General features: G+C 57.9%; 16 protein-coding genes. 13 read left to right on the forward strand and 3 right to left on the reverse strand.

What is annotated here, in order from left to right; genetic code table 11:
* Positions 1 to 8 precede the first annotated feature (8 nt).
* The gene (locus tag EK369_RS02280; RefSeq protein WP_127112056.1) at positions 9 to 1190 is read right to left on the reverse strand and encodes an ABC transporter substrate-binding protein; all 1182 of its coding nucleotides are present in this window, start codon (positions 1188 to 1190) and stop codon (positions 9 to 11) included.
* 166 nt (positions 1191 to 1356) lie between these two features.
* Between EK369_RS02280 and EK369_RS02285 the strand changes: the two genes are divergently transcribed.
* Positions 1357 to 2469 (forward strand): PQQ-dependent sugar dehydrogenase, encoded by a 1113-nt coding sequence (locus EK369_RS02285; RefSeq protein WP_235871318.1) that lies wholly within the window; start codon positions 1357 to 1359, stop codon positions 2467 to 2469.
* A 60-nt stretch (positions 2470 to 2529) separates the two neighbouring features.
* On the forward strand, positions 2530 to 2958 hold the full coding sequence (locus EK369_RS02290) for a hypothetical protein (RefSeq protein ID WP_127112057.1): 429 nt from the start codon (positions 2530 to 2532) through the stop codon (positions 2956 to 2958).
* A 10-nt stretch (positions 2959 to 2968) separates the two neighbouring features.
* Here EK369_RS02290 and EK369_RS02295 read toward each other — a convergent pair whose 3' ends face one another.
* The gene (locus EK369_RS02295; protein WP_127112058.1) at positions 2969 to 3973 is read right to left on the reverse strand and encodes a GlxA family transcriptional regulator; all 1005 of its coding nucleotides are present in this window, start codon (positions 3971 to 3973) and stop codon (positions 2969 to 2971) included.
* A gap of 159 nt (positions 3974 to 4132) precedes the next feature.
* On the opposite strand from EK369_RS02295, the gene EK369_RS02300 reads away from it, so the two are divergent.
* Positions 4133 to 5500 (forward strand): class II 3-deoxy-7-phosphoheptulonate synthase, encoded by a 1368-nt coding sequence (locus tag EK369_RS02300; protein WP_127112059.1) that lies wholly within the window; start codon positions 4133 to 4135, stop codon positions 5498 to 5500.
* Positions 5501 to 5569: 69 nt separating this feature from the next.
* On the opposite strand, the gene EK369_RS02305 is transcribed toward EK369_RS02300, so the two are convergent.
* Positions 5570 to 6226: a PAS domain-containing protein gene (locus EK369_RS02305; RefSeq protein WP_164726816.1), complete on the reverse strand. Its 657-nt coding sequence runs from the start codon at positions 6224 to 6226 to the stop codon at positions 5570 to 5572.
* Positions 6227 to 6467: 241 nt separating this feature from the next.
* Here EK369_RS02305 and EK369_RS02310 point away from each other — a divergent pair, with 241 nt between their 5' ends.
* The 10 genes from EK369_RS02310 (at position 6468) to phoB (ending at position 16034) form a co-directional block, all read left to right on the forward strand.
* Positions 6468 to 7358 (forward strand): YicC/YloC family endoribonuclease, encoded by an 891-nt coding sequence (locus EK369_RS02310; protein WP_164726818.1) that lies wholly within the window; start codon positions 6468 to 6470, stop codon positions 7356 to 7358.
* 4 nt (positions 7359 to 7362) lie between these two features.
* A complete protein-coding gene (gmk, locus tag EK369_RS02315; RefSeq protein WP_127112061.1) occupies positions 7363 to 8004 on the forward strand; it encodes a guanylate kinase in 642 nt (213 codons plus the stop codon).
* On the forward strand, positions 8004 to 8525 hold the full coding sequence (locus EK369_RS02320; protein ID WP_127112062.1) for a gamma carbonic anhydrase family protein: 522 nt from the start codon (positions 8004 to 8006) through the stop codon (positions 8523 to 8525). The genes gmk and EK369_RS02320 overlap by 1 nt, the downstream gene beginning before the upstream one ends.
* Before the next feature lie 163 nt (positions 8526 to 8688).
* Positions 8689 to 9726 carry a sensor histidine kinase gene (locus tag EK369_RS02325; RefSeq protein ID WP_127112063.1) on the forward strand — a complete coding sequence of 346 codons (1038 nt, stop codon included), beginning with the start codon at positions 8689 to 8691 and terminating at the stop codon, positions 9724 to 9726.
* 132 nt (positions 9727 to 9858) lie between these two features.
* A complete protein-coding gene (locus EK369_RS02330) occupies positions 9859 to 10893 on the forward strand; it encodes a PstS family phosphate ABC transporter substrate-binding protein (RefSeq protein ID WP_127112064.1) in 1035 nt (344 codons plus the stop codon).
* Positions 10894 to 10971: 78 nt separating this feature from the next.
* Positions 10972 to 12432, forward strand: a complete 1461-nt coding sequence (gene pstC / locus EK369_RS02335) for a phosphate ABC transporter permease subunit PstC (RefSeq protein ID WP_127112065.1) — start codon at positions 10972 to 10974, stop codon at positions 12430 to 12432.
* Entirely contained in the window at positions 12429 to 13781 is a 1353-nt protein-coding gene (gene pstA, locus EK369_RS02340; protein ID WP_127112066.1) for a phosphate ABC transporter permease PstA, read from the forward strand. The genes pstC and pstA overlap by 4 nt, the downstream gene beginning before the upstream one ends.
* Before the next feature lie 16 nt (positions 13782 to 13797).
* Entirely contained in the window at positions 13798 to 14595 is a 798-nt protein-coding gene (pstB, locus tag EK369_RS02345; protein ID WP_127112067.1) for a phosphate ABC transporter ATP-binding protein PstB, read from the forward strand.
* Between the two features lie 14 nt (positions 14596 to 14609).
* Positions 14610 to 15323 carry a phosphate signaling complex protein PhoU gene (gene phoU, locus EK369_RS02350; RefSeq protein ID WP_127112068.1) on the forward strand — a complete coding sequence of 238 codons (714 nt, stop codon included), beginning with the start codon at positions 14610 to 14612 and terminating at the stop codon, positions 15321 to 15323.
* Between the two features lie 21 nt (positions 15324 to 15344).
* Positions 15345 to 16034, forward strand: a complete 690-nt coding sequence (gene phoB / locus EK369_RS02355; protein WP_127112069.1) for a phosphate regulon transcriptional regulator PhoB — start codon at positions 15345 to 15347, stop codon at positions 16032 to 16034.
* The last annotated feature ends 75 nt before the right edge of the window (positions 16035 to 16109 follow it).

A 16109-nucleotide genomic window follows, 5' to 3' on the forward strand; every position in this document is an offset into this window, starting at 1 on the left:
AAGACAGATTAGCGGAACTTGGCCGTGTTGTCTTTGCCGCCATCATAGCTGATTTCGCGGTAGGTGCCTGCGGCCTCGCCGGGGCCGATCAGCTCAACCCCGGTTGCGCCGACATAGTCAACGTCACCACCAGCAGCGATGATTTCCAACGCCTTGGCCAGCTCACCAACACCAATTTGCTCACCTGGCGCATTGGCCACATCCATGACCTTGTCTTTATAGGCCTGAGGGTCAGAGGACCCAGCCGCCTGCATGGCCAGCATGATCAGCGCAGCCGCGTCATATGACTCAGGAGTGAAAGGCGAGGTCGTGTCAAATGCACCGCCAACAAGTGTTGCGTATTTGTCCGCCAACTCTTGCGAGGGGCTCGGGTGTGCGCCCGACGACCCGTCGATCTCGGTTCCAAAGTTTTCCAGCAGGGCGGCCGAAACCATGCCGTCCGGGAAGTGGAACGTGTCAAAAGCGCCCGAGTCGAGTGCTGCGCGCACGATACCCGAACCACCCTGATCGACGTAGCCTGCGACAACCAGCCGATCACCACCAGCCGCGGCCAGTGCGCCAACTTCAGCTGAATAGTCAGCTTTGCCGTCCTCGTGCGCCGCGTTGATGGTCACTTTGCCACCGGCCGCTTCGTAGGCCGCCTGGAAGCTGTCAGCCAGACCTTTGCCGTAGTCGTTGTTGGTATAGGTCACGGCCACTTCTTTGATTCCCTGATCCATCAGAATCTCGGTAATCACAACACCCTGGCGGGCATCCGATGGTGACGTGCGGAAGAACAGGCCATTGTCTTCGGCGGTCGACAGTGCTGGCGACGTGGCCGAGGGGGACACCATGACTACGCCGTTTGGCAGCGCTACGTTCGACAGGATTGCGCCGGTAACACCGGAACAGTCAGCACCCACGATGCCTTTGACGCCGTCCGAGGTGATCAGACGTTCAGCCACAGCCGATGCAGCAGCCGCATCGATACAGGTCGAGTCACCACGTACAGGCATGACCGACGAACCGCCAAGCAACTTGCCCGAGTCAGTTACCTCTTTCATTGCCAGCTCAGCACCAGCAGCCATTTGCGGCGTCAGAGATTCGATGGGGCCGGTAAAGCCCAGGATCACACCAAGCTTGATGTCTTCCGCAAAGGCGGTACCAGCCATCAGCGCTGTGGCAGCAGTTGCCATCATCAGTTTCTTCATGAGACACTCCCTATGTCTTTTGTTTGTTGTTGTTTGGATTGTTACACTCCAGCCCCGAGCCTATGCGCGGATTTTTCAAATGAAAAGGGGGCAATGAGGGTAAATTCCCCTTGGGAAACCGGGAAGTCTGATAATCGAGTGCTAGCTCAGTAACAGAGAGGTCCTGATGGGTCGAAAGATGATGCGCACAATGCTGGCTATTGTTTGTGCCGGGGTCATGGCATTGCCGCTCTGGGCGGATACTCTGGACTCCACTCAAGGCCCGCTGGACGTCACAATCATGGCCAAGGGATTTGCGACACCCTGGGCGATCGGATTTCTGCCAGAAGGCGGGTTTCTTGTGACCGAGCGCGAAGGGCGGCTTTGGCGGGTTCAGGACGGCAATCGCAGCAAGATTTCCGGCCTTCCTAACATCCGCGCACGCGGGCAGGGCGGTTTGATGGATATCCTGATCCCCCGGGATTTTGCCCAAAGGCGCCAGCTGTTTCTGACCTTTGCCAAGACTATATCAGGAGGCGGAGGAACCGCAGTATTGAGCGCAACGCTTCCCAAAGGTGGGTCGCGGCTGCAGAACGTGCAAGTGATCTTTGAGATGGCGGATGGTGCCTCGGGTGGGCGCCATTTTGGCAGCCGACTGGTCGAAAGCAGCGATGGTAGCCTTTTTGTCACCATAGGAGATCGCGGCACCGACGATCAGGCACAATCACTATCCAGCCATCGCGGCAAGATCCTGCGTATCTCGCGCAGCGGCGTTGCGCCCAAGGGGAACCCCTTTACGACCAGCGCCGATGCCCAGCCGGAAATCTGGTCTTATGGTCATCGCAATCCACAAGGCATGGCCATGGACGCACAAGGCTGGCTTTGGGCCGTGGAACATGGCGCCAAAGGTGGCGACGAAGTGAACCTTATCCAAAAAGGCAGGAACTATGGCTGGCCGGTGATTTCCTATGGCACGCATTATTCCGGCGGAAAGATTGGCGAGGGCACGTCCAAGCCCGGAATGGAACAACCCGCTTTCTATTGGGACCCTTCCATCGCGCCTTCTGGAATGATGCTGTATTCCGGCAGGCTTTGGCCGAATTGGCGTGGGCATATGTTTATCGGAAGCCTGAAGTTCGACTATATTTCAAGGCTTTCCGGCGCACGTCTCAAGGAGCGCGAGCAGATAAAGGGATCCGCCACCGCGCGAGTCCGCGACATTCGAGAGGCACCTGATGGATCGATCTGGTTTATTGCCGAGGATGACGGACGGATCCTGCGTCTCAGCCCCGCCAAATAGCTGGCACCCTGAAATGTCCTGTGCAAACATGGCCCCAGTCTTTTGTCCAAGGAGTTTTTGATGCGCCGATTTTCCACGCTGCTTATTGCCGGTCTTATTGCCACCGGCAGCGTCCAATCAAGTTTGGCGCAGACTGCAACCAGTACCCGTCAGGTTTATACCCAGGCGCGCGAAGAACTGGACGCGTTGATCATGCAGCGGCGCCTGGGCGATGCGATCCGCATGTTTGACGAGATCATCGAGGTCGATGAGGCAGAACTGGATGCGCTCGACGCCCAGATGAAAGAGATCTACGAACACAACTTTGAGAGTGTCGGTCTAGTGCGGGCCGAGGTGCACAAGAATGGCTTCCGTCAGGAAATGATCGCCTACTGGACCGGACGCGACTATCTGTATCTCTACCTGTTAATGCACACGGATGGCAGCGATATCAGGCTGTTGAACTTCCAGTTCGACACCGACTTTCACGTTTTGAACAGTTTGTTCTGAGGTCCGGTAGCTACACCGACAGCCTTGCGGCTTGTGTTCCACGCTCGCGGTAGGGCGTCGTGTCATAATGCGCGCGATAACATTTGGAAAAGTGGCTGGGCGAGGCAAAGCCACAGGCCAAGGCCACGTTGATCACGCTCATATCCGTCTGCATCAAAAGGTTTCGCGCTTTCTGCAGGCGCAACTCCATATAGTACCGCTTGGGTGAGCGATTGAGATACCTGCGGAACAACCGCTCCAGCTGGCGGGTGGACATGCCCACATCCTTGGCCAGGATCGAGGGGCTGATCGGCTCCTCGATGTTGCTCTCCATCATCTGGATGACCTGGCTCAGTTTCGGGTGGCGCACACCGATCCGGGTCGGCACAGACAGGCGTTGGGTGTCCTGGTCCGTCCGGATCGAGGAGTAAATCTGCTGATCGGCCACCCAGTTGGCAAGCTCTTCGCCATGATCATCCGCAATGATTTGCAAAAACATATCGATGGACGAAGTTCCACCCGCGGTGGTCAAACGATTGCCGTCCATGGCAAACACCGACTTGCCCAGCTCCACTTCGGGGAACTCTTCGGCAAAACTGTCCTGATTTTCCCAGTGGATCGTGGCCTTTTTGTTGTCCAGCAACCCAGCTTTGGCCATGACATAAGCGGCCGTACACAACCCGCCGACACGAACACCTTTACGGGCCTCGCGTCGCAACCATGCCAGTAATTTCTTGGATGTTGCCGCCTGAATGTCGATGCCGCCGCACAGAATGACCGTATCATCGCGGTGGAGGTCGATTAAATCATCATCCAGCGAAAATTCGGTATAGGTCGAGCTTTTTGCCGTGTCTCCACCTTCTCCGATCAAGGTCCATTCGTACAAGGGGGTCGGATTTTGGCGGTTTGCCAGCCGGAGACAATCCAGTGCTGATGCAAAAGACAACAGTGTGAAATTCTCCAACAAAACAAAGACAAACCGACGCGTTTTGGGTCCGTTCAATGGTCTTGTGGGTGATCGTCTGGCATGCGACATCTATTGAGAGTCCTGATCCGGGCAGGGGTCTTAAGACCCGATGGTGAAACCTTAGCGCAACTTAGCGGCAACAGGTCAAGGCCCGTAATTCAGAACTGGTCCTTACTCAAGAGCTTTTGTATAGAGAGGCCCTGACCAATTTTTGACCGGAGAAAGACAATGGCAGAATGGCTAAAATCTGGCTGGCGCAACAAGCCGCGCATCCAGATGCCTGACTATGTGGATGAGGACGCGCTGAAGGCCGTGGAGGCCCAGCTGGCCAGCTATCCGCCGTTGGTTTTTGCAGGTGAGGCACGCCGTCTAAAGGACAAACTCGGGGCTGCCGCACGCGGCGAGGCCTTTTTGTTGCAAGGTGGTGATTGCGCCGAAAGCTTTGAACAATTCAGCGCCGATGGAATCCGCGATACCTTTAAGGTGATGCTGCAAATGGCGATGGTGCTGACCTATGGCGCTAAGGTGCCAGTGGTCAAAGTGGGCCGCATGGCAGGTCAGTTTGCCAAGCCGCGCTCGGCACCGACCGAGGTGGTGGATGGTGTGGAACTGCCCAGCTACCGCGGCGACATCATCAACGAGCTGGCCTTTACCTCGGCAGCCCGCATCCCGGACCCCCGGAAAATGTTGCAGGCTTACACGCAGGCGGCAGCCACCTTGAACCTGTTGCGGGCTTTTTCAACAGGCGGATACGCCGATGTTCACCAGGTTCACGCCTGGACCTTGGGCTTTGTCGAAGGCGAAAAAGCTGCAAAGTACCGCGATATGGCCAATCGCATTTCCGATGCTTTGGACTTCATGAACTCGGCGGGGGTCAACCCGGTGACGTCGGCGTCACTCAAGACTGTGGATTTTTACACCAGTCACGAGAGCCTGCTGCTTGAATACGAAGAGGCACTGACCCGCATCGACTCGACCAGTGGCAAGTGGCTGGCGGGTTCCGGTCACATGCTTTGGATCGGTGACCGCACGCGTCAGCCTGACGGAGCCCATGTGGAGTTCCTGAGCGGTGTTCAGAACCCGATCGGTCTGAAATGCGGCCCGACAACCACAGCCGAAGACCTCAAGGTACTGCTGAACAAACTGAACCCGGACAACGAAGAGGGTCGCCTGACCCTGATCGCGCGCTTTGGCGCTGGCACTGTTGGCGAGCACCTGCCACGCCTGATCAAGACAGTGCAGCAAGAAGGTGCAAACGTGCTGTGGTCCTGCGACCCGATGCACGGCAACACGATCAAGTCCGCGACCGGCTACAAAACCCGGCCCTTTGACAGCGTGCTGCGCGAAGTTCGCGAGTTTTTCGCCGTACACAAGGCCGAAGGCACCGTTCCCGGCGGCGTGCATTTCGAGATGACCGGACAAGACGTGACCGAATGCACCGGTGGCGTCCGGGCCGTAACCGAAGAAGACCTGTCAGACCGTTATCACACAGCCTGCGACCCGCGCTTGAACGCGTCGCAATCTCTTGAGCTGGCGTTCCTCGTCGCCGAGGAACTGTCAAGCTTGCGGGAACAGCGTCAGGCTCAGGCCGTTTGACCTAAACGTTCAACAAAACTGTAAAAAAGCGGCTCCGTTCACACGGGGCCGCTTTTTTGTTGAGCCCAATCAGGCGTCCGTTACGACAAGTCTCAGATGTGGCACGCCGGTTGCCACGGTACGGGGCAGGGAGGCCGGAGGCCCACTGGGCTGTGCCCGCGCCCGCCGGGGTCCGTGAGTGTCAATTTGTACATCTTCACCGCGCAGGGATTTCTGAAAACTGCTCGTCAGGGTGAAACGCCGGGGTGTGGCGCCCATTTGCCCGTCAATCTCCAAGCCACCCAGCACACGCGTCACATCCCCTCTGGACGATCGCAAAGGCAGCAGGATCATTTCTCCACTGATCGCAGGACGGCCAAAGCCACGCTCTCCCTCCAGACGCAGCCGGGCGCGCGCCGGACCCGAGAACACACCTTCCAGGACGTCCCGAAACCCATCGCGGGCCGAGGGGCCAAACAGGGCGGACATCGGCATGCCGCGCGTTTCCATTCCCATGACCTCGGAAAAGACACCGCCCGCGACCCGGATACGGGCCATGCCGGGTGCCATGCGTTCCAGTATAAAGGAATGTCGCAAAGCCGTCTCAATACCACGCGGATCGACGTCCATGCGCAAAGGCATGTCGCGATCTTCCCTTAAAGCTTCCCAATAGGCTTCGATCTCCTGCAGAACCGCACCTGTTCGGCGTTTTGGTTTGCGGCCCAGCCCCCCATCAAAAATGCGCATGTCATTCACCCTCAGACCCGTATCGCGTTTTGTCCGGCTTGAATGATTCCGTACCCCGCTTAGCGATCCCCAAAGGCAGCGTGCGATCATCCTTACCACCAGGTTAACATCTCACATTTTCCCTAAATGCAGGGAAAAAGCTCAGGAAATGGTTAACCTCTGAAACGCACATCACCGGGCAACCTTGCCTGTTGCCGCAATATGGCTTTATGTGTCGGCAACACGGGAACAGGAGAGCTATGTGCTTCATTCAATGACGGGATTTGCCGCGCTCAAGGGGGCGGCTCAGGGGTATAGCTGGGGCTGGGACCTGCGCAGCGTGAACTCCAAGGGGTTGGATCTGCGCCTCCGCGTCCCGGACTGGATTGAAGGCCTCGAGGCCGCCTTGCGCCGTGATCTTGGCAAAGCCATGGCCCGCGGATCCGTTACCCTTTCCTTGCGCGTCCAAAAGGACGAGGACGAAACACAGCTCGCGCTGAACACACAGCAACTCGCCGCGGTACTCGAAGCCATGGGAGAGGTCGAAGACCGCGCGATGGAACGTGGCCTGTCGCTGGCACCTTCCAAGGCCAGCGATATTCTGGGTCTCAAAGGCGTGCTGGATACCGCCAGTTTCGAAACCGATACCTCGGCCTTGCGCGCGGCGATCCTCAAGGATCTGCCGCATCTTCTCGACAGTTTCCTCGACATGCGCCGCAACGAGGGCGAAGCCCTCGACAGTGTCCTCAAAGATCAGCTCAACCAGGTTGAGACATTGACCGCACAGGCCGAAGACGCCGCAGAGGCCCGCAGAGATGAGACAGCCGCCAACCTGCGCGCAAATCTCGCGCGAGTGCTGGACAATACTGACGGAGCGGACGAGGCGCGCGTGGCTCAGGAACTTGCCATGATAGCTGTGAAAACCGATGTCACGGAAGAGATCGACCGCCTGCGCGCCCATGTCGTTGCCGCCCGCGACCTTCTTGCCAAAGGCAGCCCAGTGGGCCGCAAGATGGATTTCCTCATGCAGGAATTCAATAGAGAAGCCAACACTTTATGCTCCAAAGCTCAATCAGTTGATCTGACGCGGATCGGGTTGGACCTCAAGGCCGTGATCGATCAGATGCGCGAACAAGTACAAAACGTGGAATAACACAATGACCAACCGCCGCGGGCTACTCATCATCCTGTCTTCGCCATCTGGCGCAGGCAAATCCACCTTGGCCCGTCGCCTGATGGAGTGGGATCCCGGCCTCAGCTTTTCGGTTTCTGCCACCACCCGTGCGCCGCGCTCGGGCGAAGAACACGGGCGCGAATACTTCTTCCTCAGCGAAGACGATTTCAAAACGCAGGTCGCCGAGGGGCAGATGCTGGAACACGCTCATGTCTTCGGCAATTTCTACGGCTCACCCGCCGGCCCGGTCAAATCCACCATCGAGTCCGGCAACGACGTTTTGTTCGACGTCGACTGGCAGGGCGAGATTCAAATCCGCAACTCGGATCTCGGCAAACATGCCCTGTCCATCTTCATCCTGCCACCATCGATCACCGAATTGCACCGTCGGCTTGTCACCCGCGGACAGGACAGTGAAGAGGTGATCTCGAAACGGATGCAGAAAAGCTGGGATGAGATCAGCCACTGGGGTGCCTATGACTACGTGTTGATCAATGACGATCTTGATGCCACCGAAGCGCAATTGAAAACCATCATCAGCGCCGAGCGGATGCGGCGCGAGCAACAACCGTCTCTGCAGACTCATGTCCACACCCTGCAGGCCGAATTCGAGGAGATGTCCTGATGCCGCTTTATGAACTCGAAGGGATTGCCCCGACGCTTTCTGACGACACTTGGGTTGCGCCCGATGCAAATGTCATCGGCAATGTTTCGGTGAAAGAGGGGGCCTCGATCTGGTTCGGCTGCACCATTCGCGGGGATAACGAGCCCATCGTGATCGGCCGGGGGTCCAACGTTCAGGAAAATACCGTGATGCACACCGATCCGGGGTGCCCGTTGACCATCGGAGAAAACTGCACCATCGGCCACAAGGCCATGCTGCACGGGTGCACAATTGGCGACAACAGCCTGATTGGCATGGGAGCTACGGTTCTGAACGGCGCAAAGATTGGCAAAAACTGCCTGATCGGGGCAGGGGCGCTGGTCACGGAAGGCAAGGAAATCCCGGATAATTCTCTGGTCATGGGTGCGCCGGGAAAGGTCGTGCGCCAGCTGGATGAAACCGCAGCCAAGGGTCTGACCGGCAGCGCGTTGCACTACCAAGCCAACATGCGCCGCTTCCGAGATGGGTTGAAAGAGGCCTGAGTTTCGGTAGAATCACATAAAGAATGGACTGCAAACCACTGAATAAAAACAATATATGTACGGATTGAATCTTTTGTAACGCGCACCCATTGCGACTTTACAACCCAGCGTTTGCGGTCAATCTTGGGGTGGTTATCCACGTCTGGTTCCAAGCAAGCCCAAAATGACACCCGCCACGATTCAATCCTACCTCGACGCAATTCCGCTGCCTGCAGTCTTTGTTGGCATCGATCAGCGCATTCTGGGCGCCAACGCGCGGGCAGTGGCCATCAACCCCTTGGCGGGTGACAACCAACCTTTCGTTCTGATTTTCCGGCAACCCGGGCTGATCGAAGCCATTGAGAATTGCCTCGATCACCAATCCGCACGGAAAGCCGTCTATTATCACACCGACGGCCCGCATGAAGTTCGCTTTGATGTCACATTGTCTTATGTCGCCGGCGAACACCTCAGCGGGGTTCTTTTGTGTTTCACAGACGTGACCGAGCTGGAACAGGCCGATCAGATGCGCCGCGACTTTGTCGCCAATGTCAGCCACGAGCTGCGTTCACCGCTCACGGCGATCCTCGGCTTTATCGAAACTCTTCAGGGACCCGCGCGCGATGACCCGAACGTGCGTGGACGTTTTCTTGGCATCATGTCTGCCGAAGCAGGGCGCATGAACCGGCTGGTCGGAGATCTCCTGTCGCTGAGCAAGGTAGAAGAAGACGCCCGCCGCCGTCCCAAGGACGAGATCGACATGGATGCCCTGATCCGCTCGGCGGTCAGAAACCTCGCCCCCTTGGCCGCGGAAGATGGCAGCAATGTTCTGTACGATGCGCCCGAAACCGCGCCGATGGTTGTCGCAGACCACGATCAGATGATGCAGGTTTTTACCAACCTGATCGAAAACGCCCTCAAGTATGGCGGGCCAAAAACCGAGGTCGCCATTCACATTCGCGATGTGGATCGTGACGCAGGCCTGCGGGGTCCTGCATGGTGCATCGATGTCACCGACAATGGCCCCGGCATCGACCCCGCGCATATCCCGCGCCTGACCGAGCGTTTTTATCGAATCGATTCCCATCGATCGCGCGAGATGGGCGGCACCGGTCTGGGGCTTGCGATTGTGAAACACATCCTCAATCGCCACCGGGGACGCCTGCGCATCGACAGCACCAAGGGCAAAGGCAGCACTTTCACAGTGGTTTTGCCGAAATAATGACAATCGGGCAGGGGAAATCTCCCCCTGTCATAAAACCGTTACATCCCCGTCACAAAAGCTTAGTCAGCCGACCGTAAATCCACGGCCAAGGTCGTCACACAAGACGACCAAATCTATGGAGTTTAAAACATGTCCTTCAAACTGACCGCGTCTGCCGTAGCCATTGTCGCCGCTGCCTCCGCTGCTGACGCCCGCGATCAATTGCAGATCAAGGGCTCTTCGACCGTTCTGCCCTATGCCACCATTGTTGCCGAAGCTTTCGGCGAGAACTTTGATTTCCCGACACCGGTTGTAGAAGGTGGCGGATCGGGTGCAGGCCGCAAAGCCATGTGCGAAGGCGTTGGTGAAAACACCATCGACATTGCCAACTCATCCTCGCGTATCAAACCGTCGGACATCGAGCTGTGCGCCTCGAACGGCGTGAACGAGATCATGGAAGTGCGCTTTGGCTATGACGGCATCGTCTTTGCTTCGGACATCAACGGTCCTTCGTTCGCCTTTACCCCGGCTGACTGGTTCAACGCCATCGCCAAAGAGATCGTCGTGGACGGCAAGCTGGTCGCCAACCCCAACGCGAAATGGTCGGACGTCAACGCCGATCTTGCTGCCAACGACATCCTGGCCTTTATCCCGGGCACCAAGCACGGCACCCGCGAAGTCTTTGACAAAAAGGTTCTGGAAGCTGGCTGTAAAGCAACCGGCGCGCTGGACCTCTTGATCGACGCCAATGGCGGTGACAAGAAAGCTGGTAAGAAAGCCTGTCACGCCCTGCGCACCGACGGTCTGTCGGTCGACATTGATGGCGACTATACCGAGACCTTGGCGCGTCTTGACGCCAACCCCCAAGCCATCGGCGTCTTTGGTCTGTCGTTCTACCAGAACAACACCGATAAGCTGATCGTGGCCACCATGGACAACGTGACCCCCTCGACCGAGACCGTGGCCTCGGGTGAATACCCCGTGTCGCGCCCGCTGTTCTTCTACGTGAAGAACGCGCATCTGGGTGTAATCCCTGGCCTGCAGGAATACATCGAGTTTTTTGTCAGCGACGACATGGCCGGCCCGGATGGCCCGCTGGCTGAATATGGTCTGGTTTCGGACCCCGAGCTTGCCAAGACCCAGGACATGGTCGCAAACGGCACCCCCATGGGCCCAATGAACTAAGACCAAAACGATTGGGTGGCGCCCGACCTCCGGGCGCCACCTTCGCCTTATCACCCTGCCTCGTGCGTTGGAGACCCCATGAGCGTCGGACTCGTTATCCTCGTCGTCGTCGCAATCGCGACCGTCGGCTTTTTTATTGGCCGCGCGCGTGCTGTCAGCTCGGTGGCCGGTGATGTACGTCAGCTGCACTCACTGCCCAGCTACTACGGCCAGACCGTGTTCCTGTTCTCGGCGGTTCCGGCACTGCTGGTGACTCTGGCATGGCTGCTCCTGCAGCCGCTTTATGTTGAAAATCAGGTTTCTGGGATAATCCTGCCCGGCGATATTGCCGAGGGCAGCTCGCTGGATCTGGTCATGGCCGACGTGCGCCGCATTTCCTCGGGGTTGGATACAGCCGTTGCCGCGGGTGTGCTCGACAAAAACGCTCTCACCCAACTGGATGCGTCACAAACCGATGTGCGCGCCTTGCTGGGTGATGTGGGGGTCGCACTGGCCTCGGACGTTCATCCCAATGTCTTTGCAGCAGCGCGCGAGTACCGCGCGACCACTGCAACGCTCAAAGGGGCGATGGCGGCTGTGGCAGTCGTGCTTGCCGTGCTGGGCGCCGTGATCGCATTCGCGCGCATTCACCCTGAGTATCGCGCCCGCAATGTGTCGGAACTGGCGATCAAGTCCCTGCTGATCCTGTCATCAATGGTGGCCATCCTCACCACTGTTGGCATCATCTTTTCGCTCTTGTTCGAAACCTCGAACTTTTTCCGCATGTACCCGGCCAGAGACTTTTTCTTCAACCTGACCTGGAACCCGCAGTTTACCGGGGGATCAGACCTCGGCATCCTGCCGCTGCTCTGGGGTACGCTTTATGTGTCTTTCGTGGCCCTGATCTTTGCCGTGCCAATCGGACTTCTCGTGGCAATCTACCTGTCAGAATATGCGTCCCGAAAAGTGCGCTCCATCGTCAAGCCCGCCATCGAAGTTTTGGCAGGTATCCCCACCATCGTTTACGGCCTCTTTGCGCTGATCACCATCGGCCCGCTCCTGCGCGATTACTTTGCCCAACCGCTTGGGCTTGGCGCGTCTTCGTCTTCGGTTCTGACCGCCGGAGTCGTCATGGGCATCATGCTGATCCCCTTCGTGTCGTCGCTGTCCGATGACGTGATCAACGCCGTACCCCAGGCCATGCGCGACGGCTCTTATGGGCTTGGCGCGACCCAATCGGAAACCGTAAGACAGGTTATCCTGCCAGCTGCGTTGCCGGGTATCGTTGGGGCGATCCTGCTTGCTGCCTCGCGGGCCATTGGCGAAACCATGATCGTTGTCATGGGGGCAGGGGCCGCTGCCAAGCTCTCGCTCAACCCGTTTGAGGCAATGACCACCATCACTGTGAAAATCGTCAGTCAGCTGACCGGTGACACCGAGTTTGCCAGCCCCGAAACGCTGGTGGCCTTTGCCCTCGGCCTGTCGCTCTTTGTGGTTACGCTCTGCCTCAACGTCCTCGCACTCTATATCGTGCGCAAATATCGGGAAGAATACGAATGACCGATGTAACCTCTGGTGCCAACATGGCGCCGAAACCAAAGACCTCGCTCTTGGTGCAAGACGCGCGCACCAAGCGACGCAATGCCGCCGAGGCCCGGTTTCGCACCTATGGCGTTGTCGCCATCACCATCGCGATGCTGGCTCTGGTTGGGCTGCTCAGCTCGATCCTCTACAATGGCTCTTCTGCCTTTCGGCAGACGTTCATCACGCTCGATGTCTACCTTGATCCCGCCAAGCTCGACAAAGACGGCTCAGGCGACATTGCCAAGATCGCCAAGGTCACAACCTTCGGCTACGCCCCTCTGATCAAGAAGTCTTTTGAGGCAGAATTCGAAAAATCCGGTATCGGCGTGGACGGCATGAAGTCGAAAGACGCCGCCAAGATGATCTCAAAAGAGGGCCCGGCCGAGCTGCGCCGCTTTGTGTTGGCTCACCCGCATATGATCGGCGAAACCGTGACCTTCGAATTCCTCGCCTCGGGCCGGATTGACGGCTACTACAAGGGCCGCGTCACGATGAAAAGCGCCGAGATCGACAAGAATGTCTCGCCCCAGCAACTCCAGCTCGCAGATCAACTGAAAGCAGCGGGTCTGCTGGAAACCAAGTGGAACTGGGGCTTTCTGACCCGCGCGGATGCCTCCGAGAATCGCCCCGAAGCCGCCGGTCTGGGCGTCGCCATCCTCGGGTCATTCTACATGATGATCGTGGTGCTCTGTCTGGCGCTGCCCATCGGCGTGGCCACGTCAATCTATCTGGAAGAATTCGCGCCAAGGAACTGGATCACGGACGTGATCGAGGTGAACATCTCGAATCTCGCCGCCGTGCCCTCGATTGTCTTTGGTATCCTTGGCCTCGCGATTTTCATCAACTTTGCGGGTCTGCCACAATCGGCGCCCATCGTGGGCGGCCTCGTGCTGACCCTGATGACGCTGCCGACTATCATCATCGCCACCCGCGCTTCGCTAAAAGCCGTGCCGCCGTCGATCCGCGATGCCGCGCTGGGGGTAGGGGCCTCGAAAATGCAGGCCGTGTTCCACCACGTCCTGCCGCTCGCCGCGCCCGGCATCCTGACCGGCACCATCATTGGTCTGGCACAGGCGCTTGGCGAAACCGCACCGCTTCTCTTGATCGGCATGGTGGCATTCGTCCGCGAATTCCCCGGCGCACCGCCCGAGGGCTTCTTTGACCCCGCCGCTGCACTGCCGGTTCAGGTCTACAACTGGACCCAACGCGCCGATCCGGCCTTTGTCGAACGCGCCTCCGGGGCCATCATCGTTCTTCTGGTGTTCCTTCTTTGTATGAACGCCATCGCCATTCTTCTCCGCCGCCGTTTCGAACGCCGCTGGTAAGCTATAGGGTATGAAAATGTACGACGCATCTAATCCGGGGGTCACTTTGGAACAGACCGACATCAAGATCGCAGCCAACAAGGTTCAGGTCTATTACGGCGAAACCCACGCCATCAAGGATGTGAACATCGACATCCAGGAAAAGACCGTGACTGCCTTTATCGGCCCCTCGGGCTGTGGCAAGTCGACCTTTCTGCGCTGCCTCAACCGGATGAACGACACCATCGACATCTGCCGCGTCGAGGGGGATATCCACCTGGATGGCGAAGACATCTATGACAAACGCGTGGACCCGGTTCAACTGCGCGCCAAGGTGGGCATGGTGTTCCAAAAACCAAACCCGTTCCCCAAGTCGATTTACGACAACGTCGCTTATGGTCCCCGGATCCACGGGCTTGCCCGCAACAAGGGTGAACTCGATGAAATTGTTGAAAAAGCCCTGCGTCGCGGCGCCATCTGGGATGAGGTCAAGGATCGCCTTGATGCACCCGGAACCGGCCTCTCCGGTGGGCAACAACAGCGCCTCTGCATCGCGCGCGCCATCGCCACAGAACCCGAAGTTCTGCTGATGGACGAACCCTGTTCGGCGCTCGATCCAATCGCCACCGCGCAGGTTGAAGAGTTGATCGATGACCTGCGCGCACGCTACTCGGTGGTCATTGTGACCCACTCGATGCAACAGGCGGCCCGTGTCAGCCAGAAAACCGCATTCTTCCATCTTGGCAATCTTGTCGAATACGACGACACGGCCAACATATTTACCAATCCGCGTGACGAGCGCACCGAAAGCTACATCACCGGCCGTATCGGTTAAGAAAGAGCAGACCCATGAACGACAGGCATATTGTCTCCGCATTCGATTCTGAACTCGAGGAAATCCAGGCCCATGTGATGAAGATGGGCGGGCTCGTCGAAAAGGCCATTCTGGATGCGTCCAAGTCCTTGAAAAATCACGACGAAGAACTGGCCGAACAGGTCAGGGGCAACGACAAGGCCATCGACGCGCTGGAAGAGCAAATCAACGATGAATGCGCGCGCCTGATTGCCCTGCGTGCGCCCACGGCAACCGACCTGCGCGTTGTGCTTTCGGTGATGAAAATCATCGGCAACCTCGAGCGTATCGGCGACTACGCCAAGAACATGGCCAAGCGCACCAGCATTCTCGTGCACATGACACCAGTGGAAGGGGCCCGTGGTGCCCTGCGCCGCATGGCGCGCGAAGTGCAGCTGATGCTCAAGGATGCCCTGGACGCCTATATCCAACGCGACGCGGAACTTGCCCATGACATCCTCGAACGTGATCGCGATATCGACCAGATGTACAACGCGCTGTTCCGCGAATTCCTGACCTTCATGATGGAAGATCCGCGCCACATCACACCCTGTATGCACCTGCATTTCATCGCAAAAAACACCGAGCGGATGGGCGACCATGTGACCGCGATTGCGGAACAGGTGATCTATTTGGTGACCGGACAAACCCCGGACGAAAGCCGCCCGAAATCCGACCACTACGACCCGGCCTTGCATTCCGCCGAATAACGACCTCAGGAGTTTTGGACAATGGCGCAGGATCACCCAACCGTCCTCGTGGTGGAAGACGAACCCGCACAGCGCGAAGTGCTGGCATATAACCTCGAGGCCGAAGGCTTTGACGTGGTCAAAGCGGCTGATGGCGACGAAGCACTGCTGTTGGTGGCCGAGACCACGCCGGACATCATCGTTCTGGACTGGATGCTGCCGGGAACGTCCGGCATTGAAATCTGTCGGCGCCTCAAATCACGCGCCAAAACGGCCGCGATCCCGGTCATCATGCTTTCCGCGCGATCCGAAGAGGTAGACCGGGTGAGGGGGCTTGAAACCGGGGCTGACGACTATGTTGTCAAACCATACTCGGTGATGGAACTCATGGCGCGCGTGCGCAATCAGTTGCGTCGCGTACGTCCGGCTGCGGTTGGACAGCGTCTACAGTATGAAGACATCGTGCTGGATGGTGAAACACACCGCGTGACGCGCAATGACAAACCGCTGAAGCTGGGCCCAACCGAGTTTCGCTTGTTGTCAACGTTCATGGAAAAGCCAGGTCGGGTCTGGAGCCGCGAGCAATTGCTGGATCGGGTCTGGGGGCGCGACATCTATGTCGACAGCAGAACCGTGGATGTCCACATCGGGCGGCTGCGCAAAGCACTTTGCTTTCATGGAGGGGACGATCCACTTCGAACCGTCCGAGGCGCTGGCTACGCATTGGGATAGCACGTGCGGAATACCTAGGGGTGCGGTGGCCCATGTGGCATCCAATATTCCCATAATCCGTATTATGTAATTATT

Origin of the sequence: Shimia sediminis (genome assembly GCF_003990645.1) — a bacterium.
GTDB lineage: Bacteria > Pseudomonadota > Alphaproteobacteria > Rhodobacterales > Rhodobacteraceae > Shimia > Shimia sediminis.